The organism is Nocardioides sp. YJ-D4 (genome assembly GCF_054031495.1).
Genome location: NZ_CM132932.1, coordinates 3,377,714 through 3,404,684, shown reverse-complemented (window position 1 = coordinate 3,404,684; position 26,971 = coordinate 3,377,714). Strand labels below are relative to the sequence as shown.

Here is a 26,971-nt window from a genome sequence, read left to right as displayed (position 1 = left end):
ACGAAACTCTACTTTCGTCCGCCACAACTAACGACTCGGCCGCCATTTCCCACTACTCGAGGAAAAGAAAAAGCAACGCCCCGGCCATGCGGCCGGGGCGTTGCTTTTGTCGGACTACTCGGAGTCCGGCTTGGGCTTCTCGATGTTCGTCGGCTCGTCCTGGTCGGGGAGCTCGATATCGGAGACGGTCGCGCCCTCCAGCGGCGGTACGTCCGGGACGACGGAGCGCTTCTGGCCGGTGAAGGTGAACTGCGCGGCAGGACCCTCGCCGTCGACGTCGACCAGCACGATCTCCCCGGGGCCGATGTCGCCGTAGAGCATCTTCTCGGCGAGCACGTCCTCGAGCTCACGCTGGACCGTGCGGCGCAGCGGTCGAGCACCCAGGACCGGGTCGAAGCCGCGCTCGGCGAGCACCTTCTTCGCGGCCGTGGTGAGCTCGATGCCCATGTCGCGGTCCTTGAGACGGATCTCGACGGCCGCGATCATGTTGTCGACCATCGCGATGATCTGCTCCTGCGACAGCGGCGGGAACACGATGACCTCGTCGACACGGTTGAGGAACTCAGGCCGGAAGTGCTGCTTGAGCTCGTCGGAGACCTTGGCCTTCATCCGGTCGTAGGAGCCCGCGGCGTCGCTGGCCTGGGAGAAGCCCAGGTTGACCGACTTCGCGATGTCCCTCGTGCCGAGGTTGGTGGTCATGATGATGACGGTGTTCTTGAAGTCGACCACGCGGCCCTGGGAGTCGGTCAGGCGACCTTCCTCCAGGATCTGCAGCAGCGAGTTGAAGATGTCCGGGTGAGCCTTCTCGACCTCGTCGAAGAGGACCACGGAGAACGGCTTGCGGCGCACCTTCTCGGTGAGCTGGCCGCCCTCCTCGTAGCCCACGTAGCCCGGAGGCGAACCGAAGAGCCGCGAGACGGTGTGCTTCTCGCCGAACTCCGACATGTCGAGCTGGATCAGCGCGTCCTCGTCACCGAAGAGGAACTCGGCGAGCGTCTTGGACAGCCAGGTCTTACCGACACCGGACGGACCGGCGAAGATGAACGAACCGCCGGGGCGCTTCGGGTCCTTCAGACCGGCACGGGTGCGTCGGATGGCGCGGGACAGGGCCTTGACCGCCTCGTCCTGGCCGATGACGCGCTTGTGGAGCTCGTCCTCCATGCGCAGCAGGCGCGCGGACTCCTCCTCGTTGACCTGCACGATCGGAATACCGGTCGCGACGGCGAGAACCTCGGCGATGAGCTCCTCATCCACCTCGGCGACCTCGTCCATGTCGCCGGCACGCCAGGCCTTCTCACGCTCGGCCTTCTTCGCGATGAGCTGCTTCTCCTCATCGCGCAGACGGGCCGCAGCCTCGAAGTCCTGGCCGTCGATCGCGGCCTCCTTGCGCTGGCGCACGTCGGCGATCTTGTCGTCGTACTCCCGCAGGTCGGCGGGGGCCGTCATCCGGCGGATGCGCAGGCGCGAGCCGGCCTCGTCGATCAGGTCGATCGCCTTGTCCGGCAGGAACCGGTCGGAGATGTAGCGGTCGGCCATCGTCACCGCGGCGACCAGGGCCTCGTCGGTGATCGTGACCCGGTGGTGGGCCTCGTAGCGGTCGCGGATGCCCTTGAGCATCTCGATCGCGACCGCGATCGTCGGCTCCGGCACCTGGATCGGCTGGAAACGACGCTCGAGAGCGGCGTCCTTCTCGAGGTACTTCCGGTATTCGTCCAGCGTCGTCGCACCGATGGTCTGCAGCTCACCACGAGCCAGCATCGGCTTCAGGATGCTCGCCGCGTCGATCGCGCCCTCGGCCGCACCGGCACCGACGAGGGTGTGGATCTCGTCGATGAACAGCACGATGTCGCCGCGGGTCTTGATCTCCTTGAGCACCTTCTTGAGGCGCTCCTCGAAGTCACCGCGGTAACGCGAACCGGCCACGAGCGCGCCCAGGTCGAGCGTGTAGATCTGCTTGTCCTTGAGCGTCTCGGGAACGTTGCCCTTGACGATGTCCTGGGCCAGGCCCTCGACGATCGACGTCTTGCCGACGCCGGGCTCGCCGATGAGGACCGGGTTGTTCTTCGTACGCCGCGACAGCACCTGCATCACGCGCTCGATCTGGCCTTCGCGACCGATGATCGGGTCGAGCTTGCCCTCGCGGGCGTCCTGGGTCAGGTTGCGGCCGAACTGGTCGAGCACGAGGCTGGAGGACGGCGCCTCGGTCGAGGTCGTGCCGGTCGACGCGGTCGCGCCGGAGGTGCCGGCCTGGCCCTCCTTGCCCTGGAAGCCCGAGAGCAGCTGGATGACCTGCTGACGGACCCGGTTGAGGTCGGCGCCGAGCTTCTGCAGCACCTGGGCGGCGACGCCCTCGCCCTCACGGATGAGGCCGAGCAGGATGTGCTCGGTGCCGATGTAGGAGTGGCCGAGCTGCAGCGCCTCGCGCAGGGACAGCTCGAGCACCTTCTTGGCACGCGGCGTGAACGGGATGTGCCCGGACGGTGCCTGCTGGCCCTGGCCGATGATCTCCTCGACCTGGTTGCGCACCGCCTCGAGCGAGATGTCGAGGGACTCGAGGGCCTTGGCAGCGACGCCTTCTCCCTCGTGGATCAGGCCGAGCAGGATGTGCTCGGTCCCGATGTAGTTGTGGGAGAGCATGCGGGCCTCTTCCTGGGCCAGCACGACCACCCGGCGGGCTCGGTCAGTGAACCGCTCGAACATGTACGCATCTCTCCTAAGAATTCTGGGGCGTCACCAAGATTCAACCCCGCAGACAGCCTACGCGTTCCCGACAACACAACGCGATCCGTGCGCTGAGAGCGAACACGCGTTCCGTACGCCGGACAGACGCCTGGTCACAGCCGACCTCACACAAAGGCGGCTGCCGCGCCCCGGAGGGCGCGACAGCCGGACGTTCGGTGCGGTGAGACCAGTTGTCAGTGAGCCGCTTCGAAAGCCGCTCGGACGTCGGCCGGAATGCGGCCACGGTCGGGAACGGTGTAACCGTTGGCCTTCCCCCACTCGCGCATGACCTTCGGGGTCGAGCCACCGGCGGCGGGCGCCTTCTTGGCGCCGCCGCGACGGCCGCTCACCTTCTGGGCGTGACCGATGAAGAGCGCGAGAGAATCACGAAGCTTTGCCGCATTGGCATCGCTGAGATCAATCTCGTAGGACGTGCCGTCCAGGGCAAAAGACACCGTCTCAGCAGCTTCCGAGCCATCGATGTCATCCTCGAGGATGATCTGAACCTTCTTAGCCATGTTCCTACCTTCACTGCTCTTCTTCACCCGGAAACGGGCCGAATATAGCCATCGCCGTTAAGCGAGATGCCCATAGCATTACATACGATCCGGATGAATCAACAGGTCGCCATACTGAAAAGACTAACGAACGGCATTTCGCTGGAATATGAGTTCCAGTCCTTGCATCGTCAGCCACGGAGAATGCAACGAGAAGCATTTACTCTCGTCGAGAACGAACTCCGCCAGATAGCCGGTCGCAATCACGGTCACTTCCTCGGCGGAGGCACCCAGCTCGGCGATGATCCGAGCGACCAGACCTTCGACCTGCGCGGCGACTCCGAAGACCATTCCGGACTGCAGCGCCTCGACCGTGTTCTTGGCGATCACCGACCGCGGGCGGGCGAGCTCGACCTTGCGCAGCTGCGCACCGCGCCGACCCAGCGCCTCCAGCGACAGCTCGATCCCGGGCAGGATCGCGCCACCGACGTACTGCCCCGCGGCGTTGACCACGTCGAAGGTCGTCGCCGTGCCGCGGAAGTCGACCACGATCGCGGGGCCGCCGTGAAGAGCCACCGCCGCGACCGCGTTGGCGATCCGGTCGGTGCCGACCTCGCGCGGGTTGTCCATCAGGATCGGGATGCCGGAGCGTACGCCGGGCTCGACCACCACGCTCTCGACCGAGCCGAGATGGCGGGCCATCATCTCGCGCCACTCGTGCAGGACCGACGGCACCGTCGCACACACGACCACACCGTCCACGCTCGCCACCAACGCGTCGCCGAGAATCCCCCGCAGCAGCGCCCACCACTCGTCGGCGGTGCGATGCTCGAGCGTGGAGACCCGCCAGTCCGCGGACACGACGCCGTCGGCGATCAGCCCGAGAACCGTATGGCTGTTGCCGATGTTGACAGCGAGCAGGGACATGGCGGGCCGCCTCAGCCCTCGGACAGGTCGAAGCCGATGTCGAAGACCTTCACCGAGTGGGTCAGCGCACCGACGGAGAGATAGTCGACTCCGGTCTCGGCGACCTCGCGGGCCCGGTCCAGGGTCAGCCCGCCGGAGGCCTCGAGCACCGCACGCCCGGCGGTGATCTCGACGGCCTCCTTCATCATCACGGTCGACATGTTGTCGAGCATGATCCGGCCGCAGCCCGCGTCGAGAAGCGCCGTGAGCTCCTCGAGCGTGGTCACCTCGACCTCGATCGGCACGTCCGGGTAGGCGAACTTCACGGCCTCGTACGCCTGCACGGCGCCACCCGCGGCGACGATGTGGTTGTCCTTGACCAGCGCCATGTCGGAGAGCGACATCCGGTGGTTGGCGCCGCCGCCGCAACGTACGGCGTACTTCTCGAGCGCCCGGAAGCCGGGCAGCGTCTTGCGGGTGTCGAGGACCTGCGCGCCGGTCCCTTCCAGCGCCTCGGTCCAGGCCGCGACACCGGTGGCGACGCCGGAGAGGTGGGAGGCGTAGTTGAGCGCCGTACGCTCCGCGGTCAGCAGCCCGCGAGTGGGCCCGGCGATCCGCATGATGACGTCCCCGGCCTTCACCTTCGAGCCGTCCTTGACGCGGTCGGTGACCGTGACCGAGTCACCCATGACGTACGCGAAGACGAGCTCGGCCACGCCGAGGCCGGCCACGACGCCGTCCTCCCGAGCGGCGAAGACGCCGATCCCGGTCGAGTCGGGGGCGATGGTGGCCACCGAGGTGACGTCCTCGCTGGGCATCTCGCCGGGAGCGGACGTGGGCAGGTCCTCGTCGAGAGCGAGCTCGACGGCGTCGTAGACCTCGCCGGCGTCCAGGCCGGCGTTGGTCAGCTCGTCGCGCAGCGGCTGCGGGATCTCGTCGAAGGGCACGCGTCGGATGGTCATCAGGCTCCTGCCATGGTGGACTGCGTTGAATTTTTCTGGGTCGGGTCGGTCGCTGGGGCCGGGGTGAAGATGGCGACAGTCTCGCCGTCCCGGAGTCTCAGGTCGAAGTGGCCGGCGAACCCGGCGTCGTCACGCTCGGGAAAGTCCTCGCGCCAGTGGGACCCGCGGGTCTCCTCGCGCAGCAGCGCGGACGTCGCCAGCGCGAGCGAGACGGTCAGCAGGTTGGTCGCCTCCCAGGCGGCCGGGTCGATCTCGGTCGCCGGGGTGCTCCCGAGCTGCTCGAGCTCGTCGATCGCCTCGGCGAGGCCGGTCGCGTTGCGGAGGACTCCGACCTTGGTCGTCATCGTCTCCTGCAGCTGCTTGAGCGCGGTGCCTGGGACCAGCGCTCGCCCGGCGCCGAGACCCGGGGCCGGGTCCTCCAGCTGCCGCAGCTCGCCGGGCAGGACCTCGGCGATCCGACGCGAGAAGACCAGCCCCTCGAGCAGCGAGTTGGAGGCGAGCCGGTTGGCGCCGTGGACGCCGCTGCAGGCGACCTCGCCGGTGGCGTAGAGCCCGGGTACGTCCGAACGCCCCCACAGGTCGGTGCGTACGCCGCCCGAGGCGTAGTGGCACGCCGGAGCCACGGGGATCAGATCGACGGACGGGTCGACGCCGTGCTGCTCGCACGAGGCGAGGATGTTGGGGAACCGCTTCTCCCAGAACTCGCGACCGAGGTGACGGGCGTCGAGCCACATGTTGGGGTGTCCGGTCTCGAGCATCCGCTTCATGATCGCCTTGGAGACGATGTCGCGCGGAGCCAGGTCGCCGAGCTCGTGCACGCCCTCCATCAGCCGGTTGCCGTCCCAGTCGACCAGGAAGGCGCCCTCGCCGCGTACGGCCTCGGAGATCAGCGGCTGCTGACCGCGGGAGTCCTCGCCCAGATACATCACCGTGGGGTGGAACTGGACGAACTCGAGGTCGCGCAGGGTCGCGCCGGCCCGCAGCGCGATCGCCATCCCGTCGGCGGTGGCGACGGCGGGGTTGGTGGTCTGCGAGAAGACCTGGCCGAGGCCGCCGGAGGCGAGCACGACGGCACGGGTACGCACGATCCCGACGCCGTCGGCGTCGCCCTCGCCCATCACGTGGATGGTCAGCCCGGCCACGCCGCCGTCGGCGGCCGTCAGCAGGTCGACGACCATCGCGTGCTCGAAGACCAGGATCTCGGGGGCGCGGCGTACGGCCTCCATCAGCGCGCGCTGGATCTCGGCGCCGGTCGCGTCGCCGTCGGCGTGCGCGATCCGGTCCCGCCGATGGCCGCCCTCGCGGGTGAGCGAGAGGTTGCCGGCGGGGTCCTTGTCGAACTCGGCGCCCCACTCGATCAGCTCGCGGACCGCCTCGGCGCCCTCACCGACCAGGACGCGTACGGCCTCCAGGTCGCACGCCCCGGCACCGGCCACGAGCGTGTCCACCTCGTGCTGAGCAGGGGTGTCGCCCTCGCCGAGAGCCGCCGCGATGCCGCCCTGGGCCCACTGCGTCGAGCCGGCCTTGAGCTCGTCCTTGGTGACGACGGCGACCCGCTCGACCTGGTCCTTCAGCCGCAGCGCCGCGGTCAGCCCGGCGATCCCGGAGCCCACCACGATCACGTCCGCCCACTCGGTCCAGCCCGGGTCGCGAGCGGAGAGCAGCTCGATGTTCATGCCCGCACGCTACTGCGTGAGAACGAGCGGCCCACGCATCTGGTCGGTCCCTGGAACCGGCTCGCTCCTGTCGGAGCCGAGCGCGACGATGTGGTTGGCCTCGTCGACATGGACGACGTGCGGCTCGAAAGCCTTCGCCTCCTCGGTGGTCATCTGCGCGTACGCGATCAGGATGACGAGGTCGCCGGGGTGGACCAGGTGGGCGGCGGCGCCGTTGATGCCGAGTACGCCGCTGCCGCGCTCACCCGCGATCGTGTAGGTCTCCAGGCGGGCACCGTTGGTGATGTCGACGATGGAGACCAGCTCGCCGGGGAGGATGTCCGCGGCCTCGAGGAGGTCGGCGTCGACGGTGACCGAGCCGACGTAGTGGAGGTCTGCCTGGGTGACCGTGGCGCGGTGGATCTTGCCGGTCATCATGGTGCGCAGACGGGTCATCGGGATGCTCCGATCGTGAGGCTCATGTTGTCGATGAGTCGGGTGGTGCCGACGCGGGCGGCGACGAGGATCCGGGCTTCGGTGCCTGGTTCCGGGTGGGCGGGCAGCTCGGCGAGCGCGGGGTCGGTGACCACGAGGTAGTCGAGGTCGACCCCCTTCGCCCGGCGTAGCTCGGCGCGGGCCGCGTGGAGCGCGGTCTCGACACCGTGGGTGGCCTCGCGCTGCGCGGCGTAGAGCGCCCGCGACAGCGTCGTCGCCTCCTCCCGCTGCTCGGGCGAGAGGTAGCGGTTGCGCGAGGAGAGCGCCAGACCGTCGGCCTCACGCTGGGTCGGCGCGCCGACGACGTCGACACCGAGGCACAGGTCGGCCGACATCCGGCGGATCAGCGCGAGCTGCTGGTAGTCCTTCTGACCGAAGACGGCGACATCGGGCTTGACCAGCCCGAACAGCTTCGCGACGACGGTGAGCACGCCGCCGAAGTGGCCCGGCCGGGTCTTGCCCTCGAGCACGTCGCCGAGCGGCCCGGGGGCCACGGTGACCTGCGGGTCGCCACCCGGGTAGACCTCGTCGACCGACGGCGCGAAGACGACGTCGACACCCTCACGCTCGCAGACCTCGAGGTCGGCATCGAGCGTGCGCGGGTAGCGGTCGAGGTCCTCCCCCGCGCCGAACTGCAGCGGGTTGACGAAGATCGACACGACGACGGGACCGTCGCCGACCCGCTCGCGGGCGACGCGCATCAGCGACGCATGCCCCTCGTGCAGCGCACCCATCGTCGGCACGAAGCCGACGGAGACGCCGTCGCGGCGGGCAGGGTCGAGAAGCTTGGCGAGCTCCTCGCGCGTGGAAGCGAGAACGGTCATCACTGGTTCCAGGTGTGGATCGGACGCGGCAGCGGCTGCACAGCAGCGCGATCCGCCTCGTCGAGCAGGTTCTTGATCTTGAGCGCCCGGATGGGCAGCAGCCGCCCGTCGGAGACGGCCCGGTCGAGGGTGGCCCGCGCCATGGAGACGTACGACGCCAGGGTCTGCGGCGCGTTGGTGCGGATGTCGTCGAGGTGGGCTGCCACCGTGCCGGCGTCGCCGCGAACGATCGGGCCGGTCAGCGCGGCGTCACCGTGGTCCAGGGCGTTGTCGAGGGCCGCCGTCAGCAGCGGCCGCAGCGTGCCCGCGGGATCGGTGGCACCGGCGGCGGCGAGGATCTCCATCGCCTCGGTGACCAGGGTGACCAGGTGGTTCGCGCCGTGGGCGAGGCCGGCGTGGTAGAGCGTCCGCATCTCTTCGGGCACCCACATCGGCTTGCCGCCGAGGTCCTGAACCAGCGCCTCGGCGAAGGCCCGGTCGGCGGGAGTGGCGGCGGTCAGACCGAAGACACAGCCGGCGAGCCGGGCGAGGTCGACCAAGGTGCCGGAGAAGGTCATCGCCGGGTGGACGGCCATCACGTGGGCGCCGATCGCGGCGGCCGGCTCGAGGATCGCCAGACCGTGGCGGCCGGAGGTGTGGGCAACGTACATCCCGGGCCGGATGGCACCGGCGTCCGTCATCGTCTTGACGACGTTGCCGAGCATGTCGTCGGGGACGGTGAGAAGAAGGAGGTCGCACGCGCGAGCGACAGCGGTCGGCTTCTCGACCGGGACACCCGGGAGAAGGTCGGCGATCCGCCCGCGAGAGGCGTCCGACTCGCCTGCGACGGCGACGATCGAGTGGCCCGCGGAACGCAGTGCTGCTGCAAGGACGGCCCCGACGCGACCCGCGCCGACGACGCCCACCCTGAGTGGGTTCATGGTGGTAGACCTTTCGTTCCAGTCCCTCCGACCACTCCCCCTTGTGAGCGGAGCCGGGATGAGTACCAGACGTTGTGCCTGCGAGCTCGGCCACGGTGACCGAGACGAAACAAAGGTACGCCGCCGGTCACTCTTCCGAAACATCACGATGACGTGACTGCGATCACACGACCCCCGGCGGCCATGGACCCCACGCCGAACCAACGGCTCGGTATCGCCTCACCCCCAGCATTGGAGTCCGCAGCGCGCGACATGGAAGAATCCACCCCTCCTCGTCATCTACCTAAGGGTTTGTGTTCAGTGCTTCGTAACGTTGCCGTGCTGCTTGCCGGCGGTGTGGGCTCCCGCGTGGGTCTCGACATCCCGAAGCAGCTCATCAAGATCGCTGGGATGCCGATCATGGAGCACACCCTCGGCGTGCTCGACCGCCACCCGCAGATCGACGAGATCATCATTTTGATGGCCCCCGGCCACCTCGACGCCGTGCACGCGATGACCCGCGACGGCCGCTACCCGAAGGTCTCCAAGATCCTCGAGGGCGCCGACACCCGCAACGAGACGACCAAGCTCGCCCTGGCCGCCCTCCCCGAGGGCGAGGACTGCAACGTACTCCTCCACGACGCCGTGCGCCCGCTGCTCAGCGAGGACGTGATCACCGACTGCTTCAAGGCGCTGGTGACCTACCAGGCCGTCGACGTGGCCATCCCGTCCGCGGACACGATCATCGAACTCAACGACGACAACACCATCTCGCAGATCCCGGACCGCTCGCGGCTGCGCCGCGGCCAGACCCCACAGGCCTTCCTCGCCTCGACGCTGAAGCGGGCCTACGAGATCGCCGACCAGGACCCGAAGTTCAAGGCGACCGACGACTGCAGCGTCGTGCTGAAGTACCTGCCCGACACCAAGATCTGGGTGGTCGACGGTCACGAGCAGAACATGAAGGTCACCGAGCCGATCGACGTCTACATCGCCGACAAGCTCTTCCAGCTCACCGCTCACCAGCAGTTCCCGCAGAAGGCGGAGGCCGACTACCGGGCCGCCCTCGAGGGCAAGAACATGGTGGTCTTCGGCGGCAGCTACGGCATCGGTGCCGACATCGCGGAGCTGGCCGAGTCCTACGGTGCCAACGTCGCCTCCTACAGCCGCTCGGCCACCAACACCGACGTCGCCAAGCGGGCCGACATCGTCGCCGCGGCGGCCGACGCCGGCAAGCGCTTCGGCTCGATCGACTTCGTGGTCAACACCGCTGGTGTGCTGCCGCGCGGCGAGCTCGCCACGGTCTCGGAGGAGACGATCTACAGCGCGACCGAGATCAACTACATCGCGCCGGTCCTGATCGCTCAGGAGTTCTTCCCCTACCTCGCCCGGGCGAAGGGCTCGCTGCTCTTCTTCACCTCGAGCTCCTACACCCGCGGTCGCCGCGGCTACGCGCTCTACTCCTCCGCGAAGGCGGCCACGGTCAACCTGACCCAGGCCCTCGCCGACGAGTGGGCCGACCAGGGCGTACGCGTCAACGCGATCAACCCCGAGCGCACCGGCACCCCGATGCGCACGAAGGCGTTCGGCCAGGAGCCCTCCCACACGCTGCTGGAGTCGAAGGCGGTCGCGCGGGCGTCGCTGGACACCCTGATCGCCTCGAGCACCGGCCACGTCATCGACCTGCGCCGCATCGACCCGATCCAGGAGGCCCTGGACGCTGCGGCGGGGAACTGACCCGATGACCAGCGCCCCGACCGTCCCCGAGGACACCGCCCCCGCCTCCGACCCCGCCCCCGAGCCCAAGAAGAAGGCCGTACGCCGCTCCCGGCTCGGCGCGCTCGACGCGCTCCGCTTCATCGCGGCGGCCGTCGTCGTCGGCTACCACCTGACCGGCATCGCGACCCCCTACTGGGGCGTCGACCCCCGCGAGGTCTTCCCGACCCTCAACCACGTCACCCGCTACGGCTACCTCGGCGTGGAGCTCTTCTTCATCATCAGCGGCTTCGTGATCCTGATGACCGCGTGGGGTCGTGACCTGCCCCGTTTCGTCTCCTCCCGCGTCGCCCGGCTGTTCCCGGCCTACTGGGTCGCCGTCATCATCACGCTGATCCTCCAGGCGTACTGGAAGGGCGGCCGTGACCAGGGGTTCGTCGGCGGCCTGATCAACATGACGATGACCCAGGACGCCTGGGACGTACTCAGTGCCCAGGGTGCCTTCTGGACGCTCTGGATCGAGCTCAAGTTCTACCTGCTGATCGGGGTCTTCCTGCTCGTCGGGATCACCAAGCAGCGGGTGATCGCGGTCGTGTTCCTGTGGCCGCTGCTGGCCCAGATCGCCCGCGCGACCGACTCCGGCATGCTCAACTCGCTGCTCTTCGCCGAGTACGCCCCGTTCTTCGCGATGGGCATGGCGCTGTTCCTCATCTACCGGTTCGGCAACTCGTTCATCGCCTGGCTCGCGGTCGCCTACAACGTGATCCTGGGCATCCGCCAGGCGACGGAGTACGCCGACCGGGCCACGGAACTGGTCGGCGCCACCGTCTCGCCGGTGATCACCGGCTGGGCGATCGTGGGGTTCGCGGCGCTCGTCTGGCTGGTCTCGGCCGGCCCGCTGGGTCGGGTCGAGGCGCGCTTCCTGACGACGCTCGGGGCGCTCACATACCCGCTCTACCTGATCCACGCGCAGTTCGCGTTCTGGATCATCGACGAGTTCCACGGCCGCTACGACGAGTACGTCGTCCTGGCCGCTGCCGTCTCGACCGCCCTCGTGCTGGCCATCGCGCTCCACTACCTCATCGAGCGCCGGCTCCACGACCCGGTCCGCGACGCCGTCTTGCGTGGTTTACGGGAGACTCCGCTCCAACAGCGCTAATGTCTCTCCATGCTGACTCGAGGCCGGCAGAATCGCGGCGCTGCGGTTCAGCCCCGACACATCAATCCCTCCCGCGTTCGTCTCCGTCAGGAGATGGCACGCTTCGCCAAAGGCACCAAGCGTGGCATGCGTGTCCTGGACGCCGGGGCGGGCCGCTCCCCCTACCGGAAGCTGTTCAAGCACGCCCAGTACGAGGCCGCTGACTTCGCTCAGCTGAGCTCGGCGTACGCGCCGCTGGACTACGTCTGCGACATCACCGACATCCCGGTCGACGACGGCAGCTTCGACCGGGTGATCTGCAACCAGGTCCTCGAGCACGTGCCCGAGCCGGAGAAGGCCATCGCCGAGCTCTTCCGTGTGCTCAAGCCGGGCGGCCGGATCTTCCTCTCCGCGCCCCTCTTCTTCGCCGAGCACCAGAAGCCGTACGACTTCTTCCGCTACACCCAGTTCTCGCTGCGGAAGATGTTCGAGGAGGCCGGCTTCGAGATCGCCAGGATGAACTGGCTCGAGGGCTACTTCGGGACGGTCGCCTACAGCTACCAGATGATGGCGAAGAACCTCCCCGCGAGCGTCGGTGAGCTCCGCGGGCGCGGTCTGCGCTGGAAGCTCGCCTACGTCGCCCCGATCGTGCTCCTCAACCGGAAGCTCGCGGTCCGGCTCAGCCGTCTCTACGCGCGGCTGGAGGTCTCCGGTCGCCGCTTCGAGCGCGGAATGCCGAAGAACTACGTCGTGGTCGCGAGCAAGCCCGCCGACGGGACGCCACCAGCATCGAAGCAGCCCGAGGCCGAGACGAAGACCGGAACGAAGCCCGGGACGAAGACCGCCGCGACCATGGCAGAGCTCCAGGCCGAGGTCGAGAGACTGAGGATGGAGACCGTACGCACCCGGGAGTCCCTGCGCGACCCGCTGGTCGATCTCGCCCTTCCGGCCGAGGTCCGCACCGTCCTCGACGGTGTCCGCGCCGAGCACCTGACCTACCTCAAGCCCGAGAACCTGCAGGTGCTCGCCCGTCAGGTGCTGGACGCCGACATCCAGGACCGACCCGGCCTGATCATCGAGACCGGGGCAGCGCTCGGGGGCTCCGCGATCGTGATGGCCGCGGCGAAGGACCCGAAGCGACCGATGCGGGTCTACGACGTCTTCGGGATGATCCCGGAGCCGTCCGAGCGTGACGGCGACGACGTGCACAAGCGCTACCAGAAGATCGTCAGCGGCACGTCGAAGGGCATCGGCGGAGAGACCTACTACGGCTATCGCGACAACCTCTACGACGAGGTGAGCGACTCATTCACCAGGCACGGGATCGAGCCGGCCGAGCACAATGTCGAGCTGGTGCAGGGACTGTTCCAGGACACGCTGAAGGTCGACGAGCCGGTCGCGTTCGCCCACCTCGACGGTGACTGGTACGAGTCGACGATGACGTGCCTGGAGCGGATCGCCCCCCACCTGGTCGTGGGGGGACGGATCGTGCTCGACGACTACTTCCACTACAGCGGGTGCCGCGACGCGGTCGACGAGTACTTCCAGGACCGTCCCGGCTTCCGGCTGGAGCGGCGTACGAAGCTGCACGTCGTGCGCACGGCCGGAGCCTGACGCCCGCGGGTCAGCGTCGCTGTAGGTGAAGGACGTCGTTCGGACCGAACGACACCTCGAAGTTCGGGCGCACCTCGCGGGGCCGGCCGAGCTTGGTCTCCCAGTTCCAGTTGTGGACCGTGAACCGGAGCCGTAGGTCGAGGTTGCGCGCCTTGTCCGAGAACTCCTCGAAGACCTCCGCGAGGTCGAACCTGGAGGCGAGCCGGAACTCACCTCGGCCCTCGGACGAGACCTCGAGCGGCAGCGCGGCCACCTCGCCGGTCTCGTTGCAGACGGCGTCGAGGGTGACGATGCGGTCCGCCATCACGCCCTTCGGCCACTCGCCCATCACGGTGAGCATGGCGTCGAAGCGGAGCGTACGAGAGTCGCGGAAGGCGGCGGAGCTGGCCTGGGTGCGACCCAGCCGGCTGGCCGGACCCGGAAGCCGGGTCGCGACGCCCTCGGGCATCGGCCGCGCCCAGCCGAGGGCGTGGACGTCGAGCCGGGCGCGTGCCTTCTCGATCCGGCCCGGCCGCTGGGCGACGGCGCCCTCGAAGGCGACGCGCCAGTCGTCGAGGAAGGCGCGCCAGTCGTGCTTGCTCGCCTTCTCCAGGGCCTTGCGGGACATCTCGGCCACCTTCTCGGGGGCGTCGATCATCTGGATGCAGCGCTCGGCGACCGCGTCCATGTCCTCGGCCTCCACGATGTAACCGTCGACACCGTCGGTGATCTGCTCACGCGGACCGTAGTTGATGTCGTAGCTGATCACCGGGCAGCCGAAGGAGAGCGACTCGAGGGTGGCGAGGGGGTAGCCCTCGTTGACGCTGGTCATGATGAACCCGGTGGCGTGCAGCAGCGCTTCCTTGGCTCGCGGGTCGTGGCCCATGAGCTGGACGTTCTTGCCGACGTCGAGCGTCTCGATCAGGTCGGCGAGCGGCTTGTAGAGCTTGCCGTCACCGTAGATCTGGAACTTGGCCTCCGGCCGCTTCTCGATCACCCTCGCGAAGGCCCTGATGGCGTGCTCGAGGCGCTTCTGCGGCTCGAGCCGGGCGACGGTGACGAACGTCGCCGGCTCCCGCTTGGGCATCGTCTCGGGCAGCTCCGGCAGCTCGACCGGGTTGGGCACCACGAACCGGTGCGAGGTCGAGCCGTAGCGCATCGCGATGTGCTCGGACTGACGGTGGGTCAGGTTCACCAGCGCGTCGTACTCGTGGATGTTGTCGAGCAGCGGGGCGTACTTGCCCGAGAGCTGGGAGTTCCAGCGACGCTCCTTCACGACATGGTTGTTGTGCATGAGGTGGAGGAAGTAGAAGCGGTCGTCCTGGCGGGGCATGACGTCACGCAGCGCGAACCGGGAGTCGGTCACGAAGAAGACCCGCTCGGCGTCGCCGGCGAGCAGCTCGAGCCAGTGCCACAGCCAGCCGCCGATGGTCTCCCACGACCGGATCGGACGCCCCTCGGCGTCGGTGAGGATGTAGGGCACCCGGGACGCGGCCGGGGCACCCGGACCCGGCGCCCGCAGGTAGATCGACCCGTCGGCGCGACGGTAGTCACGCGCCAGGTCCTTCCCCGACTGCGAGTGGGCGGTGTAGTAGACGGTGCCGTCGGGGTGGAGTACGTCCGAGGTGGTCGTGCCGGCGACCTCGCCCAGCCGGCCACCGAGCGCGGCCACGGACTCGTCCGGCGCGTCGGTGGGGGTGTTCAGCCGGTACCACTCGTAGAGGTTGAGGAGGTCCATGCCCTCGACCAGCTGGCCCGAGTCGCGCAGCACCTCGCGCACCTCGTCGTAGACGGGCTTCGACTCGGTCGTCAGGAGCGTGGTCGGGATCCCGGTGTGCTGCGTGATCAGGCGGTTGCGCATGATCATCGCCCGCGTCTGACCGCCGAACTTGGTCGCGATCTCGTTGCACATCGTGAGGTAGCGGCCCTCGGGGAACGCGACCTGCTCGTGGGGGTTGGGGATCGGCATGCGCAGAGATTAGTCGGCGTCTTTGGGGATTGCCGATTCTTCGGGCAGGATATCCGGCCTGGATCATAGGGGGAAACGTGTGAACGGACCGCGAACATCGCGGCTCCGCCCGACGACACTGCGTCGAACCATCAATGAAGGAGTCCCATGGCCAGCCCAGCTCGACGACTCGCTCGCCAGCTGCTTCCCGAGCGCCTGCGTCAGAGCCTGACCGCTCGCGTCCCGTCCATCTCGGAGGGTGCGCCACAGGACTCTAAGCCGGCGCCGATCTCCATCGAGGTCGAGCCGCTCGTCGTCGCCGCTGATCTCGACGGTGCGGTCAACGCAGCCGGCGGCGGCTTCTACGAGCGCGCCTGGGCCCTCTTCCAGGGCATCCCGGTCGAGGAGTGGGCCGCCAAGGCCGCCGACGAGTACGTCATGTCCGGCCTCCACGTAGACCCCGACGCGACCCGTGCGACCCTGCGCGAGCTCGCCGAGTCCGGTGCGTCGTACGTCTCGGGCCGCGCATGGCTCGCGATGACCAGCCGTGTCTTCGGCTTCGGCGACCAGGAGCTGGCCCGCAGCCTCTACGCCCGGCTGGACGAGGCCGTCGGCGACGGCACCAACGGCGACACCAAGTGGGTCGTCGAGAGCCGTGACTGGCTGCGCCCGTGGGTCGCCGCCGACAACGACGAGCCCGACGCCCCGGCCGCGCCGGAGGGCACCGTCTCCTACGCCGTCGTCGACTACGGCCACCCCGGACGCTCCCGCGCGTCGGCCAACATCGGCGACCACGTCCAGACGGTCGCCTCGCTCGGTCACGTGGTGCGCCACAAGGACCTGGAGTTCACCGGCGAGTCCGAGCTCGACGACCTGGCCAACCGGCTGCGCGAGCGGGTCCGCCCCGAGCGCGTCCGCGAGGGCCTGTCCGCCAAGGTCCAGCTGATGACCCTCCAGCGCGACGCGTCGATGTACCAGCCCGTCCCGAAGGACACCTGGATGCTCGGTTTCGGGTGGTACATGCACCCGATCTTCGAGATGCGCTATGGGATGCCGTTCCACAAGAACCTGCGCCCGATCTTCGTCTCGTTCCACTGCAGCACCCGCGCCATGATGACCGACGAGACGATCGAGTACCTCAAGAAGTACGCCCCGATCGGCTGCCGCGACTGGACGACCGTCGACATCCTGCTCTCCGTCGGCGTGCCCGCCTTCTTCTCGGGCTGTCTCACCACCACGGTCTCGACCGTCTTCCCCGACGCGGACGAGCTGCCCGGTCCCGACGCGCCCGTCGGCTACGTCGACGTCTTCGACGGCAGCATCCCCGAGGGCGCCCCGACCTACGCCCAGGGCGGCCTCGACGAGGTCCGCTTCCGGCCGTTCGTGCAGAACATCGACGACGCGATCACGATGCTCGAGGGCTACCGTCGCGACCACCGCAAGCTGGTCACCAGCCGCCTGCACTGCTACCTGCCCGGTCGCAGCATCGGCATCGACATCGACTTCCGCCCGAAGAACCTCTCCGACCCGCGCTTCGCCGGCCTCAACCCGCTCACCCCTGCCGAGTTCGACGGCATCCGGGAGAGCATGAACGACCGGCTCGAGACGATCCTCACCAAGATCTTCTCCGGCGCCAGCGTCGAGGAGGTCTACACGCAGTGGCGCGAGATGAACGCCGCCGACGTCGAGATCGCCCGTCAGCGCCGGGCCGGCGCCCGCAAGGTGGGCGATCTGGTCAGCTCGATCGCTGACGACGTACGCAGCAACACGGTCAGCACCCCGGAGCAGGTCCCGGCCGACGCGATCCACGTCGCCGTCTCGGCCCGTCCGAAGCAGCGCCCGAAGCTGCGCCGGCTGATCAAGTCCATCGCCGCCTACTCGTCCCGTCCGGTCCACCTGTGGGTCCAGACCGGTGGCACCGACCTGCGGCTCGACGAGCTCGCCCGGCCGGGGATCACGCTCAGCGCGCTGGACGTCTCCGGCTTCGACGGCATCAAGCAGCCCGACGGCAGCACGCTCCCGATCGGCCAGGTCGAGCGGCTCGTGGTCGCCGACCTGCTCCCCGACGTCGACAAGCTCGTCATCCTCCCGGTCTCGGCCGTGCTGACCGAGGACATCGCCGGCCTCGCCGACACCGACCTGGAGGGCAACCTGCTGGCTGCCTCCGACGTCGTCGGCACCCGCGCGGTCAGCGGCTTCCAGCAGATCCACGCCGCCGCCAACAAGCAGGCCGAGCGCACCACCGAGGCCGCAGAGCTGCGTCGGGACGGCCACCAGCGGCACGCCTTCGACTTCGACGCCTTCGACATCGACGTGCTCGTCCTCGACGCCGCTCAGTGGCGCGCGAAGGACCTGCTCACCTCGCTGGCGCCCTACGTCGAGACGTACGGGATGACCTACCGCAACGTGGTCCTCCTCGAGGTCGGCCCGCACCGCGTGGTCCTGCCGGAGCGCTGGAACGCGATCCCCGGCAAGACCTCGGTGGCCAAGCCGGCTCTCGCCCGGCTGCCGTGATCCTTGCCTGAGGCTGTAGCAAGCAGCGATGGCGCGCCCCCGCAAGGGGACGCGCCATCGCTGCTTTGGTGACCGTCAGGGCTTGTCGAAGCTGGGCTTGTCGAAGAAGGCCTCGACGACCCGCTCGGTCGCCTTGCCGTCCTGGGTGTACTGGTACTTGGCGTTGAACTCGGCGATCCGGTCGCGGTGCTCGGCCTCGAGCCGGTCCAGGTCGGACAGGGCCGCGACGACCTCCTCGGCGGTGTCGAGCATCGGCCCGGGGGCGGTGTCGGCGTAGTCGTAGAGGAAGCCGCGGATGCCGCCGGTGTAGTCGGACAGGTCGGGCACCAGGAACACCATCGGCCGGCCGGTGAGGGCGAAGTCGAAGCGCAGGCTGGAGTAGTCGAGCACCGCCGCGTCCGAGGCCAGGATCAGGTCGTTGATCTCCGGGTAGTCGGTGACGTCGATGATCCGGGCGGTGCGCTCGCTGCGCTCGCTGCCCTTGGAGTTGAACCGGTGACCGCGCAGCAGGATGACGTACTCATCCCCGAGGGCCTCGCTGGCCGCGACCACGTCGAGGTGCTCGACCATCTTCGCCGAGCGGTAGTTGAGCGCCAGGTGGTCCCGCCAGGTCGGGGCGTAGAGGACCACCTTCTGGTGGGAGCCGATGCCGAGCAGGTTGCGCGTACGCTCGCGGTCCTCCACCGCCGACGGGAGCACCAGCGCGTCGTCGCGCGGGTAGCCCTCGCTGTGGATCGGGCCGTCGTAGGCGTACTCCTCGCGGTAGTAGCGGTCCATCTCCGGCGTCGGGGTCAGGATCAGGTCCCACCCGGCGGTCGTGCGGTCGAGCTCGGCGTCGCAGCGCAGCGGCGAGAACATCTTCGCCCGCCACATCCGCAGGCCCATCGACTTGGCGGGGTAGCCGTGGAAGGTCTGCAGGAACCGCTGCCCCTCCCGCTTGCGCCACCAGCGGTCGAAGTCGATGTTCTGGACGAGGTATTTCGCGGTGCCGATGACCCGATACCACTCCGGGCTCTGCAGCACGACCGGGATGCCGCCCTCGGGGACCCGGGAGGCGTGGTCGGCGACGCCCCAGTAGAGGGTGAGGTCGGGCCGGGTGCGACGCAGGTGCTCGTGGATCGCGAGCTGGGAGTCGGTGGCGGTCGAGCCGGCGTAGGTCGAGAGATAGACCGCGGACTCGTCGAGCGGCTCCTCGGCCGCCAGCACGCGCTCGCGGGCGAGGTTGTGGGCGTAGCTGCCGGCGTGGTCGACGGGGATCGGGGGCTGCAGGGTGACTCCCGGGCCGTTGCCGTTGACCGGACGCAGCCGGACCTCGTCACTGGTCTGGAACTCGGCCTGGTGCTCGAGGAACGCGGTGGTGTGGCGTACGTTGCCGCTGCGCTTGGCTCCGCAGGTGAGCTGGAACTGGTAGACGCCGCTGGGCAGGACGGACTCGCCCAGGCCCCACTCGTCCCAGCGCAGCGTGAAGACGACCTCGAACTCGGCGGCAGCGGTGTCGATCTTGACGGTCTCGCTGTGGCGCGATCCGGCGAGGGTCAGTCGGGCGTGCTTCGGGATCGAGCTGAGCCACTCGCCCCGCACCGTGATCTGGCCGTCGCCGAGCTCGACGCGGTCGATCGCGACGGTGTCGGCCACCTCGATGATCTGGGCGTAGCCCCGGCCGTCTCGCGAGGCCAGCACGCTGCCTCCGCGTTCGCCGGTCCACGGCGAGCCGATCGGGTCGGTCCAGATGATCCGGCCCGAGGTCCCGTCCTGGAGGGTGTCCAGCCGCCAGGCGGCGGGCGCCCCGGGCTCGACGGCGCCGTGGGCGGGGAGGCTGAGGGTGACCTTGCCGTCCTTGACGGGCGCCTCGATGCGTACGCCGCCACCGATCGCCCGCACGGCCTGCGGCAGCTCGCCGGCGAGGGTCAGGGAGACGGTGCGGCCGTCGACCTCCGCCTTCTCCAGGGAGGTCGCCGTCGTCGGGACCGCGCGGAAGCTGAGCTGATCGAGGTAGCGGTCGCAGGCCACCGACAGGCCGGCGGAGGTGTGGACCCGCGGCCGGTAGCGCGTCGCCAGGTTGCCCGCCGGGCCGCGGGTGTCGATCTGGACCTCGCTGGTGGTGCGGACGACGCCGTCGACGGCGACGGTGACCTCGAGGTGCCAGCGCCCGGCGGTGAGCCGGGTCAGGTCGATCTCGGTGCGGCAGCCGCCGGGGCGGTAGTCCTGGTACTTGTGACCGATGGTCATGTTGGCCTGCGGGTCGCGCCGCGGCGTGACGGTCAGGTCGATCGGGTCCGGCAGCGCCGTGTCAGGATCGCTCGCGACGCCGTCCTCGTCGGCGGTGCTGACGAAGTCCGGCACCAGGCGGGCGGTGAAGAACGGGGTCGTCTCGGCGAGGTCGACGAGCTCGATCCGCGCCACCAGGTCGACCACGACCCGGTCGGAGTCGAGCGGGCGTACGTCCCGCACCAGCACCCGCGCCGGCGTCTCGTGCTCGTTGAGCGTGGTCACGGCCTCGGGCAGGTCCGTGTCGGGAAAGATCCCGCGCACCTGGCCGCCGACGACCCGGGTGCGCAGGTTGCCGCGCTCGAACCAGCGCGACGCGACGAACGCGGTCAGCTCGTCGCGCCGGTCGGCGATGAGGTAGGTCAGCCGAGCCCGCACCTCGACCGGGAGCTTGAGCCACACCTCCGGAGAGACGTCCCGCTCGATCTCGACGACGAGGTCACGCAGGGCGGTCCACTGCTCGGCGCTCATCCGCTCGACGTCGCCGAGGATGGTGTTGGCGCGGCCGGTGAGCCCGCCGAGCGCCCAGTGGTCGCGCAGGTCGGAGGCCAGCTCGCCGATCGCGATCCAGGTCGAGCGGGTCTGCGCGATCCACTCCTCCATCCCGAGGGTCTGGTCGTGGAGCTGCTCGACCGGGGTGCCATCGGCGCGGTCCATGTCGACGCACACCGGCGCCGTGACCACGTCGAAGCGGTTGGCCTTCAGGTAGCCGTCGAAGCCGACCGCGTCGGCACCGCCGCGGCCGCCGAAGCTGAAGCCGTTCCGGCGCCAGAACGAGGTGCGGAAGAGCCGGTTGCTCACCCCGACATCGCTCAGCGCCACGGGGAACTCGTCGAGGGTGAGGCCGGAGCGGTTCTCGGCGTGCACGAGGTCGTAGGCCGGCACCACCGGCGGGGACAGGCGCTGGCGGCTCTCGATGCGACCGACCGCGAGGTCGGAGCCGCTCTCCTCCAGGGAGGTCACCAGCGTACGCATCGCGTTCTGGGTGAGGAGGTCGGCGGCGAGCAGGAAGCAGACGTAGGAACCGCGCGCGGCACGACCACCACGGTCGCGGGCCTCGGCCTGGGTCGCGGAGCTGTCGAGCAGCCGCAGGCGGTAGTCGTCGGGGAGGTCGGCGAGGATCTGGTCGCTCACCACGCTCGCCTCGCCGTAGGGCGCGATGAGGATCTCGAGGGTCGTGTGGGTCTGCTCGCGCACGGAGAGCAGCGACTCGGCCAAATACTGCTTGTCCTGGTCGGTCACCGTGACCACGACCGAGACGAGCGGGCCGCGCTCGTGGCCGAGAACGCGATGCCCGGCGTCACGAGCCAGTCGACGGACACCCTGAGGCATCCTTCGTTCGGCGCGACGCAAGACGTCGACGATTCCCTGACCCATGCACATTCCCTCTCGGTCCGAGGGCGTCCCGGATGACGCGCCCGCGAATCTGATCGAACTCAGAGGTTACAGGCGAACGAACAGTCTCCCGCACTCCGGCCGATACCCCTCGGGGAACCTTCGCGGTGGAGTGTGCCGATCGACACCACGATGGCGCCTGGCAGACGTACGGTGCTCAGGGACACCGCCGCACCGGGTCTGCCGCCCCGGTCGGGGTCGGCTGCCATCAGGTCCACGATATCGGCGACGCCGCGACCGGTGAGCTTCACGACGCACTCCGCCCGGGTCCATCGCTCCCAGAACCCGTTGGTGCCGAACCGCTTCGCGAGCGCCGCCGGGACCGTACGCTCCACCTCGGCGTCGACCGCCACCGGGACATCGTAGGAGCCTGCCCAGGCGACCACCCGCCCGTCGTGGAGGTGGCTGCGGGCGCGATAGCCGGCGAGCTCGGCATCGCTGCCGACGCGGAGCCGGGACATCAGATCGAGCCGCCTCCGTCGATGACGATCGCCTGACCGTTGATGTTGGTCTGCTCGAGCAGCAGCATCCGCACGGTCGGCACGACATCCTCGGGTGTGGTCATCGCACCCGAGGGCGTACGCCGTGCGATCGACTCGAGCTGGTTCGCACCGAGCACCGCGGACATCTCGGAGGCGAAGAACCCGGGAGCGACCGAGTTGACCAGCACCCGGCCACCGAGCTCACGGGCCAGCGAGCGGGTCGCCGCGTCGAGTCCTCCCTTGGTGGCCGAGTAGGCCACCAGGCCCTGGTAGCCGCGCTGGCCACAGATCGAGGTCACGTTGACGACCCGGCCCTTCAGGCCCTTGCCGATCAGGCGCCGCAGCACGAACCGGGTCAGCACCAGGGGCGCGGTCAGGTTGGTCTCGATGATCTGCGCGATCCGGTCCGACGAGGTGTGCACGTGCAGCGAGTCCTGGCCGATCGCGGCGTTGTTGACCAGGCCGTCGATGACGCCGAGCCTGGCCTCGACCTCCTTGACGAACGTCTGGGCCGCCTTCTCGTCGGTCACGTCGACCGAGCCGACGTGGGTGGCGTCGGGGTGTTTCGCGGCGAGCGCCTCGAGCTCGGGCGTCACCGTGCGTGCGAAGGCCGCGACCTTCACGCCGCGATCGAGCAGGTCGGCGACGATCGCGAGGCCGAGGCCGCGGGAGGCACCGGAGACCAGCACCACGGAGGAGGGCGGGACAGGTAGAGAATCAGACATCGCTCTTCAGGGTCTCCTTGGCCGGGATCTCGGCAAGCATCTTGATGCGCCGCGGCACGGCGTACTCGGGCAGCCGCTCGGCGGCCCAACGGGTCAGGTCGTCGGCGGTCACGCCCGAGTCCTGGTCGGCGACCACGTCGGCGACGACCATGGTGCCGACCAGCGGTGCCTTGCGACCGCGTACGGCCGCCCAGGCGATCGCGGGGTGGGACTGCAGCAGGTCGCGGACGGCACCGGCCGACACCTTGGAGCCGCCGACGTTGAGCTCGTCGCGGTCCAGGCGACCGGTGACCAGCACCCGGCCGTCCTCGATGCGGGCGGCATCGCCGGTGCGTACGGCCCCGGCCAGCTCCTCGCCCGAGGCGTCGGTGCCGTGGTGCGGCGAGGTGATCACCAGCTCGCCGTCGACCACCGACAGCCGCGGACGGCCGGGGACGTCGCGGTCGAGCCACTCCACCGGGAACCCGGCGCGGCCGTCGTGGACGACGATCGAGGCGCCGACCTCGGAGGAGGCGTAGATCCAGGAGACGCGCGCGTCCGGGAAAGCCTCCCTGAGCTGCGAGAGCACCGCCTGGTCGACCGGTTCACCACCGAGCGTGACCTGCTCGAGCGGCAGCTTCTGCAGCTCGGCACCGTGGCGCATCAAGGTGCGTCGCCAGAACGTCGGGGTCCCGGAGACGGCGGTGACGCCGTGCTCGAGCGCGGGCGCCACCCAGTCGTCCAGGTCGGCCGGGTCGACGAGCACCAGGTCCTGACCGGGGACGCCCAGGCCGAGGGTGACCACCTGCCACCACGCGTAGGTGCCGGGCGAGTAGGGGCACAGCCAGGTGCGCGGAGCCAGCTCGCCGGTCACCGTCGAGAGCGACTCCAGGGTGTGACCGACCCGCTTGGGCCGGCCGGTCGACCCGGAGGTGAGCAGCCAGACCCGGCCGTCCTCGGCCGCACGGGGATCGGTCGCGTCCTGCACGCCGTCGCCGGCGACGAGGTCGAACCCGGCCCCGCGCAGCTCTGCGGCGAGGGCCTCGTCGAGCCGCCCGGCGGCGACGACGAGCAGCTCGCCGCCGTCCTTCAGACCGGCGACCGCCGGCAGCGCATCGACGCTGTGCTCCACCACGCGGGCCGTCGGCGCCGACCGTGGCGCGGCCTGCTGCTGGGCGAGCTCACCCCAGGTCGCTCGCTTCCCCGTCCGGGCATCGACGACGAGGTTGTCGGCGATCACTGCCCCTGGATCTCCACGAGCAGGTCCAGCACGTCACCGATCGTCTCGATCGAGCGAAGCCCGGCCGCCTCGAAGTTGAGCTCGTCGCCGATCTCGTCCTCGACCCGGAGCGCGAGCTCGGAGAAGTCGAGGGAGCGGAAGCCGATGTCGGCCAGCTTCGCGGTGTCGTCAGCGGGCAGGGTCTTTCCCTGCACGGCCAGCACCTCGCCCATGAGCTTGCGGACCGCCGGTCGGTCAAGAGTCTCCATGGCCTCGGACCATATAACGTGAGGGCGCATCCCATGACGTCCGAGGAGACCGATGTTACGACCGGCGACCGACGCCGACCTGCCGAGCATGCTGGCATGGCGCAACCAGGAGGCGAACCGGTCGGTGAGCATCAACCAGCATCTGATCACCGCCGAGGAGCATGCCGCCTGGTGGTCCCGGGTCGCCCAGGATCCGGCCCGGCGGGTGCTGATGTTCGAGTACGCCGACCGCCCCCTCGGCGTGGTGACCTTCTTCGACCACGATCCCGTCGCCCGGTCGGCCTCCTGGGGCTTCTATCTCGACCATGACGGCACCACCGCCGACGGCACCGCGCTGCTGGCGTGGACCAAGGTGATGCGCGAGGCCGTGGCGTACGCCTTCGCCCCCGAGCCCGACGGGCTCGACATCGACCTCCTCGAGGGCGAGGTCCTCCCGCACAACGAATCCGTACGCGCCATGAACCGTCGGCTCGGATTCACCGAGGGCGAGCCCTACGAGCAGACCACTGACGACGGCGTGGTGACCGCCATCCCGGTCAGCCTGGACCGCGACGACCGACCGACCCGACGTTCCGGCAAGGAGCAGTGATGACCCAGCACGAGATCACCGTCGGGGACCGCGCGATCGGTCCCGGCCACGAGCCGTTCGTGATCGCGGAGATGTCCGGCAACCACGGTGGCGACCTGGAGCGGGCGCTCGACATCGTGCGCGCCGCGGGCGAGGCCGGCGCGCACGCGCTCAAGATCCAGACCTACACCGCCGACACCATCACCCTGGACGTCGACACCCCCGCCTTCCGGCTCTCGGCCGACCACCCGCTGTGGCCCAACCGCCGCCTGCACGAGCTCTACGAGGAGGCGCACACGCCGTGGGAGTGGCACGAGCCGATCTTCTCGCTGGCCGGCGAGCTCGGGATGGTGCCGTTCAGCGCCGCGTTCGACCCGACCGCGGTCGACTTCCTGGTCGGGCTCGGCGTCCCGATGCTGAAGTCGGCCTCCTCCGAGATCACCGACCTGCCGCTGGTCCGCGCGATCGCCGAGGCCGGGCTGCCGATGATCATCTCCACCGGCACCGCGACGCTCGCCGAGATCGATGCGGCGGTGCGTACGGCACGGGCGACCGGCAACGACGACCTCGTCGTGCTGGCGTGCACAGCGTCCTACCCGGCTCCTCCGGAGGCCTCCAACCTCCGCGGGATCCCGGTGCTTCGTGACGGGCTCGACGTCGCCGTCGGCCTCTCCGACCACACGCTCGGCATCGGCGCCTCGGTCGCCGCCGTCGCCCTCGGCGCCTGCGTGATCGAGAAGCACATCACGCTCTCGCGCGCGGACGGTGCCGTCGACTCCGACTTCTCCCTCGAGCCGGACGAGTTCGCCTCGCTCGTCCGCGAGACGAAGATCGCCTGGCAGGCGCTCGGCGAGGCCCGGATCGGCCCGAAGTCGGCCGAGCGCGAGGGCCTGCGCTTCCGCCGCTCGCTCTTCGTCACCCGCGACGTGCGGGCCGGGGAGAAGGTCGGGCCGGACAACGTACGCTCCGTCCGCCCCGCCGACGGGCTGCCGCCGGGTGACGTCGACATCGTCTTCGGCCGCACCTTCACCCAGGACACCCCGGCCGGAACACCGCTCAGCTGGGACCTCGTCTAGAGCCCAGCGCGGTCTGGACCCGATCGCGGTCGAGGGCGAGGAGCGCGTCGGCGACGCGCTCCGCCCCTCGGCCGTCGACCATGGCCCAGCAGGCGGAGCGCAGCCTCTCCCGCAGACGTACGTCGCCCAGCAGGTCACGCATCCGGGCCACGGCGTCGGCGGAGTCGCCGTCGAGCTCGGCCAGGGTGGCGATCCCGACGGCCAGCCGGTCCTGGTCCATCCGGACGTACGCGTCCTTCTGGTTGTCGGCGACGCAGACGAACCCGACCGCCGCACCGAGGCAGAAGAGCTCCCAGGCCGAGGTGCCGGCGGCGCTGAGCACCACGTCGGCGCCGGCGACGAGCTCGGCCAGGGTGTCGGTCGGCCCGATCACGTGGACGGCCTGGCCCGGCGCGAGCTCGATGCCGGCGATCTCCGCGGCCAGCTCCGGAGTGGCGGCGATGGCGGTCAGCTCCACGGCGATCCCCGCTCGCGCAACCAGGCGCACGACGCGTGGCGCGACCCCGAAGGCGTCCGTTCCGCCGAAGAAGGCCAGCACTCGCAGCGGCGTGTGCTCGTCGGCGGAGGCTTTGGGCGCGCTCGGACGCTGCCTAACGATCTCGCGTCGCTGCTGGGCGTAGCCGAGCCCACCGAGATGCCTGGACCCCTCGGGGAGCGCCCAGGTGGAGGCCTCCGCGCCGAGGTTCTGGTCCAGGTAGAGGTCGGCGACCCGTCCGCGCGGATCACCGTCGGTGAGCGCGAGCAGCGGCCAGCGATCCCGGATGTCGGTGTAGACCGCGGCCGGGAGGAGATAGGAGTCCACGACCACCGACGACGGCTCGAGGCGGGTGAGAACGTCGCGGACGTCGTCCGGTCCCGGCGACGCGATCTCGATCCCCCGGCGCCGCACCTGCTCCGCTGTCCACGGCACCCGGTCCAGCTCAGCGACCATCACGACACGTACGCCTCGGGCGACGAGCTCCTCCCCGAGAGCCAGGCAGCGCATGACGTGCCCGATCCCGACATCGGGACCGGCATCGCACACCATGGCCACGCACAGACCTTCGGCCTCGACCGATCCCACGGACATGTATGCGCAACCTCTCGGATTCGTCCGTTTCGACGGACGGCACGGCATGTGTC

General features: G+C 69.5%; 21 protein-coding genes. 6 read left to right on the top strand and 15 right to left on the bottom strand.

Annotation, left to right across the window (positions count from 1 at the left end):
- Positions 1–114: 114 nt before the first annotated feature.
- From ACW14X_RS16235 to ACW14X_RS16200, 8 genes are all read right to left on the bottom strand, one after another.
- The gene (locus ACW14X_RS16235) at positions 115–2,700 is read right to left on the bottom strand and encodes an ATP-dependent Clp protease ATP-binding subunit (protein ID WP_350713634.1); all 2,586 of its coding nucleotides are present in this window, start codon (positions 2,698–2,700) and stop codon (positions 115–117) included.
- A gap of 215 nt (positions 2,701–2,915) precedes the next feature.
- Complete coding sequence (locus tag ACW14X_RS16230; protein WP_160026411.1) at positions 2,916–3,239, bottom strand: histone-like nucleoid-structuring protein Lsr2; 324 nt, start codon at positions 3,237–3,239, stop codon at positions 2,916–2,918.
- A gap of 123 nt (positions 3,240–3,362) precedes the next feature.
- Entirely contained in the window at positions 3,363–4,145 is a 783-nt protein-coding gene (locus ACW14X_RS16225; RefSeq protein WP_160026410.1) for a type III pantothenate kinase, read from the bottom strand.
- 11 nt (positions 4,146–4,156) lie between these two features.
- On the bottom strand, positions 4,157–5,086 hold the full coding sequence (gene nadC / locus ACW14X_RS16220) for a carboxylating nicotinate-nucleotide diphosphorylase (protein ID WP_160026409.1): 930 nt from the start codon (positions 5,084–5,086) through the stop codon (positions 4,157–4,159).
- A complete protein-coding gene (locus ACW14X_RS16215; RefSeq protein ID WP_160026408.1) occupies positions 5,086–6,762 on the bottom strand; it encodes an L-aspartate oxidase in 1,677 nt (558 codons plus the stop codon). Before ACW14X_RS16215 ends, nadC begins: the two co-directional genes overlap by 1 nt.
- A 9-nt stretch (positions 6,763–6,771) precedes the next feature.
- On the bottom strand, positions 6,772–7,197 hold the full coding sequence (gene panD / locus ACW14X_RS16210) for an aspartate 1-decarboxylase (RefSeq protein WP_201451188.1): 426 nt from the start codon (positions 7,195–7,197) through the stop codon (positions 6,772–6,774).
- Positions 7,194–8,060, bottom strand: coding sequence for a pantoate--beta-alanine ligase (gene panC / locus ACW14X_RS16205; RefSeq protein ID WP_160026407.1), 867 nt, complete (start codon positions 8,058–8,060; stop codon positions 7,194–7,196). The genes panD and panC overlap by 4 nt, the downstream gene beginning before the upstream one ends.
- On the bottom strand, positions 8,060–8,980 hold the full coding sequence (locus ACW14X_RS16200; protein ID WP_160026406.1) for a DUF2520 domain-containing protein: 921 nt from the start codon (positions 8,978–8,980) through the stop codon (positions 8,060–8,062). The genes panC and ACW14X_RS16200 overlap by 1 nt, the downstream gene beginning before the upstream one ends.
- Positions 8,981–9,280: 300 nt before the next feature.
- Here ACW14X_RS16200 and ACW14X_RS16195 point away from each other — a divergent pair, with 300 nt between their 5' ends.
- The 3 genes from ACW14X_RS16195 to ACW14X_RS16185 are packed head-to-tail and all read left to right on the top strand — an operon-like array spanning position 9,281 to position 13,427.
- Positions 9,281–10,696 (top strand): bifunctional cytidylyltransferase/SDR family oxidoreductase, encoded by a 1,416-nt coding sequence (locus tag ACW14X_RS16195; RefSeq protein ID WP_350713639.1) that lies wholly within the window; start codon positions 9,281–9,283, stop codon positions 10,694–10,696.
- A gap of 4 nt (positions 10,697–10,700) precedes the next feature.
- Complete coding sequence (locus ACW14X_RS16190; RefSeq protein ID WP_160026404.1) at positions 10,701–11,834, top strand: acyltransferase family protein; 1,134 nt, start codon at positions 10,701–10,703, stop codon at positions 11,832–11,834.
- A gap of 9 nt (positions 11,835–11,843) precedes the next feature.
- A complete protein-coding gene (locus ACW14X_RS16185) occupies positions 11,844–13,427 on the top strand; it encodes a class I SAM-dependent methyltransferase (RefSeq protein ID WP_457162661.1) in 1,584 nt (527 codons plus the stop codon).
- Between the two features lie 10 nt (positions 13,428–13,437).
- Here ACW14X_RS16185 and ACW14X_RS16180 read toward each other — a convergent pair whose 3' ends face one another.
- Entirely contained in the window at positions 13,438–15,375 is a 1,938-nt protein-coding gene (locus ACW14X_RS16180) for a glycosyltransferase (protein ID WP_457162660.1), read from the bottom strand.
- A 147-nt stretch (positions 15,376–15,522) separates the two neighbouring features.
- Between ACW14X_RS16180 and ACW14X_RS16175 the strand changes: the two genes are divergently transcribed.
- Positions 15,523–17,868, top strand: a complete 2,346-nt coding sequence (locus ACW14X_RS16175; RefSeq protein ID WP_457162659.1) for a hypothetical protein — start codon at positions 15,523–15,525, stop codon at positions 17,866–17,868.
- A gap of 75 nt (positions 17,869–17,943) precedes the next feature.
- Here ACW14X_RS16175 and ACW14X_RS16170 read toward each other — a convergent pair whose 3' ends face one another.
- The 5 genes from ACW14X_RS16170 to ACW14X_RS16150 are packed head-to-tail and all read right to left on the bottom strand — an operon-like array spanning position 17,944 to position 24,205.
- Positions 17,944–21,513 (bottom strand): bifunctional glycosyltransferase/CDP-glycerol:glycerophosphate glycerophosphotransferase, encoded by a 3,570-nt coding sequence (locus ACW14X_RS16170; RefSeq protein ID WP_457162658.1) that lies wholly within the window; start codon positions 21,511–21,513, stop codon positions 17,944–17,946.
- A 59-nt stretch (positions 21,514–21,572) separates the two neighbouring features.
- Complete coding sequence (locus tag ACW14X_RS16165; RefSeq protein ID WP_457162657.1) at positions 21,573–21,992, bottom strand: hypothetical protein; 420 nt, start codon at positions 21,990–21,992, stop codon at positions 21,573–21,575.
- The gene (locus ACW14X_RS16160) at positions 21,992–22,738 is read right to left on the bottom strand and encodes an SDR family oxidoreductase (RefSeq protein WP_160026398.1); all 747 of its coding nucleotides are present in this window, start codon (positions 22,736–22,738) and stop codon (positions 21,992–21,994) included. Before ACW14X_RS16160 ends, ACW14X_RS16165 begins: the two co-directional genes overlap by 1 nt.
- The gene (locus ACW14X_RS16155; RefSeq protein ID WP_457162656.1) at positions 22,731–23,957 is read right to left on the bottom strand and encodes an AMP-binding protein; all 1,227 of its coding nucleotides are present in this window, start codon (positions 23,955–23,957) and stop codon (positions 22,731–22,733) included. The genes ACW14X_RS16160 and ACW14X_RS16155 overlap by 8 nt, the downstream gene beginning before the upstream one ends.
- Positions 23,954–24,205, bottom strand: coding sequence for a phosphopantetheine-binding protein (locus ACW14X_RS16150; protein ID WP_008354901.1), 252 nt, complete (start codon positions 24,203–24,205; stop codon positions 23,954–23,956). The genes ACW14X_RS16155 and ACW14X_RS16150 overlap by 4 nt, the downstream gene beginning before the upstream one ends.
- 52 nt (positions 24,206–24,257) lie before the next feature.
- On the opposite strand from ACW14X_RS16150, the gene ACW14X_RS16145 reads away from it, so the two are divergent.
- Positions 24,258–24,794, top strand: a complete 537-nt coding sequence (locus tag ACW14X_RS16145) for a GNAT family N-acetyltransferase (protein ID WP_457162655.1) — start codon at positions 24,258–24,260, stop codon at positions 24,792–24,794.
- Positions 24,794–25,849, top strand: coding sequence for a pseudaminic acid synthase (gene pseI, locus ACW14X_RS16140; protein ID WP_457162654.1), 1,056 nt, complete (start codon positions 24,794–24,796; stop codon positions 25,847–25,849). The genes ACW14X_RS16145 and pseI overlap by 1 nt, the downstream gene beginning before the upstream one ends.
- On the opposite strand, the gene ACW14X_RS16135 is transcribed toward pseI, so the two are convergent.
- Positions 25,830–26,918 carry a PseG/SpsG family protein gene (locus ACW14X_RS16135; protein ID WP_457162653.1) on the bottom strand — a complete coding sequence of 363 codons (1,089 nt, stop codon included), beginning with the start codon at positions 26,916–26,918 and terminating at the stop codon, positions 25,830–25,832. The genes pseI and ACW14X_RS16135 overlap by 20 nt on opposite strands.
- Positions 26,919–26,971: the final 53 nt, after the last annotated feature.

Excerpts from the sequence above, each read along its gene's own strand:
- ACW14X_RS16215 (WP_160026408.1), bottom strand. The coding sequence starts at position 6,762 with ATGAACATCGAGCTGCTCTCCGCTCGCGACCCGGGCTGGACCGAGTGG.
- ACW14X_RS16165 (WP_457162657.1), bottom strand. The coding sequence starts at position 21,992 with ATGTCCCGGCTCCGCGTCGGCAGCGATGCCGAGCTCGCCGGCTATCGC.
- ACW14X_RS16175 (WP_457162659.1), top strand. The coding sequence starts at position 15,523 with ATGGCCAGCCCAGCTCGACGACTCGCTCGCCAGCTGCTTCCCGAGCGC.
- panC (WP_160026407.1), bottom strand. The coding sequence starts at position 8,060 with ATGACCGTTCTCGCTTCCACGCGCGAGGAGCTCGCCAAGCTTCTCGAC.
- ACW14X_RS16230 (WP_160026411.1), bottom strand. The coding sequence starts at position 3,239 with ATGGCTAAGAAGGTTCAGATCATCCTCGAGGATGACATCGATGGCTCG.
- ACW14X_RS16150 (WP_008354901.1), bottom strand. The coding sequence starts at position 24,205 with ATGGAGACTCTTGACCGACCGGCGGTCCGCAAGCTCATGGGCGAGGTG.
- pseI (WP_457162654.1), top strand. The coding sequence starts at position 24,794 with ATGACCCAGCACGAGATCACCGTCGGGGACCGCGCGATCGGTCCCGGC.
- ACW14X_RS16200 (WP_160026406.1), bottom strand. The coding sequence starts at position 8,980 with ATGAACCCACTCAGGGTGGGCGTCGTCGGCGCGGGTCGCGTCGGGGCC.
- nadC (WP_160026409.1), bottom strand. The coding sequence starts at position 5,086 with ATGACCATCCGACGCGTGCCCTTCGACGAGATCCCGCAGCCGCTGCGC.
- ACW14X_RS16145 (WP_457162655.1), top strand. The coding sequence starts at position 24,258 with ATGTTACGACCGGCGACCGACGCCGACCTGCCGAGCATGCTGGCATGG.
- ACW14X_RS16135 (WP_457162653.1), bottom strand. The coding sequence starts at position 26,918 with ATGTCCGTGGGATCGGTCGAGGCCGAAGGTCTGTGCGTGGCCATGGTG.
- ACW14X_RS16185 (WP_457162661.1), top strand. The coding sequence starts at position 11,844 with ATGCTGACTCGAGGCCGGCAGAATCGCGGCGCTGCGGTTCAGCCCCGA.
- panD (WP_201451188.1), bottom strand. The coding sequence starts at position 7,197 with ATGACCCGTCTGCGCACCATGATGACCGGCAAGATCCACCGCGCCACG.
- ACW14X_RS16170 (WP_457162658.1), bottom strand. The coding sequence starts at position 21,513 with ATGGGTCAGGGAATCGTCGACGTCTTGCGTCGCGCCGAACGAAGGATG.
- ACW14X_RS16190 (WP_160026404.1), top strand. The coding sequence starts at position 10,701 with ATGACCAGCGCCCCGACCGTCCCCGAGGACACCGCCCCCGCCTCCGAC.
- ACW14X_RS16235 (WP_350713634.1), bottom strand. The coding sequence starts at position 2,700 with ATGTTCGAGCGGTTCACTGACCGAGCCCGCCGGGTGGTCGTGCTGGCC.
- ACW14X_RS16160 (WP_160026398.1), bottom strand. The coding sequence starts at position 22,738 with ATGTCTGATTCTCTACCTGTCCCGCCCTCCTCCGTGGTGCTGGTCTCC.
- ACW14X_RS16180 (WP_457162660.1), bottom strand. The coding sequence starts at position 15,375 with ATGCCGATCCCCAACCCCCACGAGCAGGTCGCGTTCCCCGAGGGCCGC.
- ACW14X_RS16225 (WP_160026410.1), bottom strand. The coding sequence starts at position 4,145 with ATGTCCCTGCTCGCTGTCAACATCGGCAACAGCCATACGGTTCTCGGG.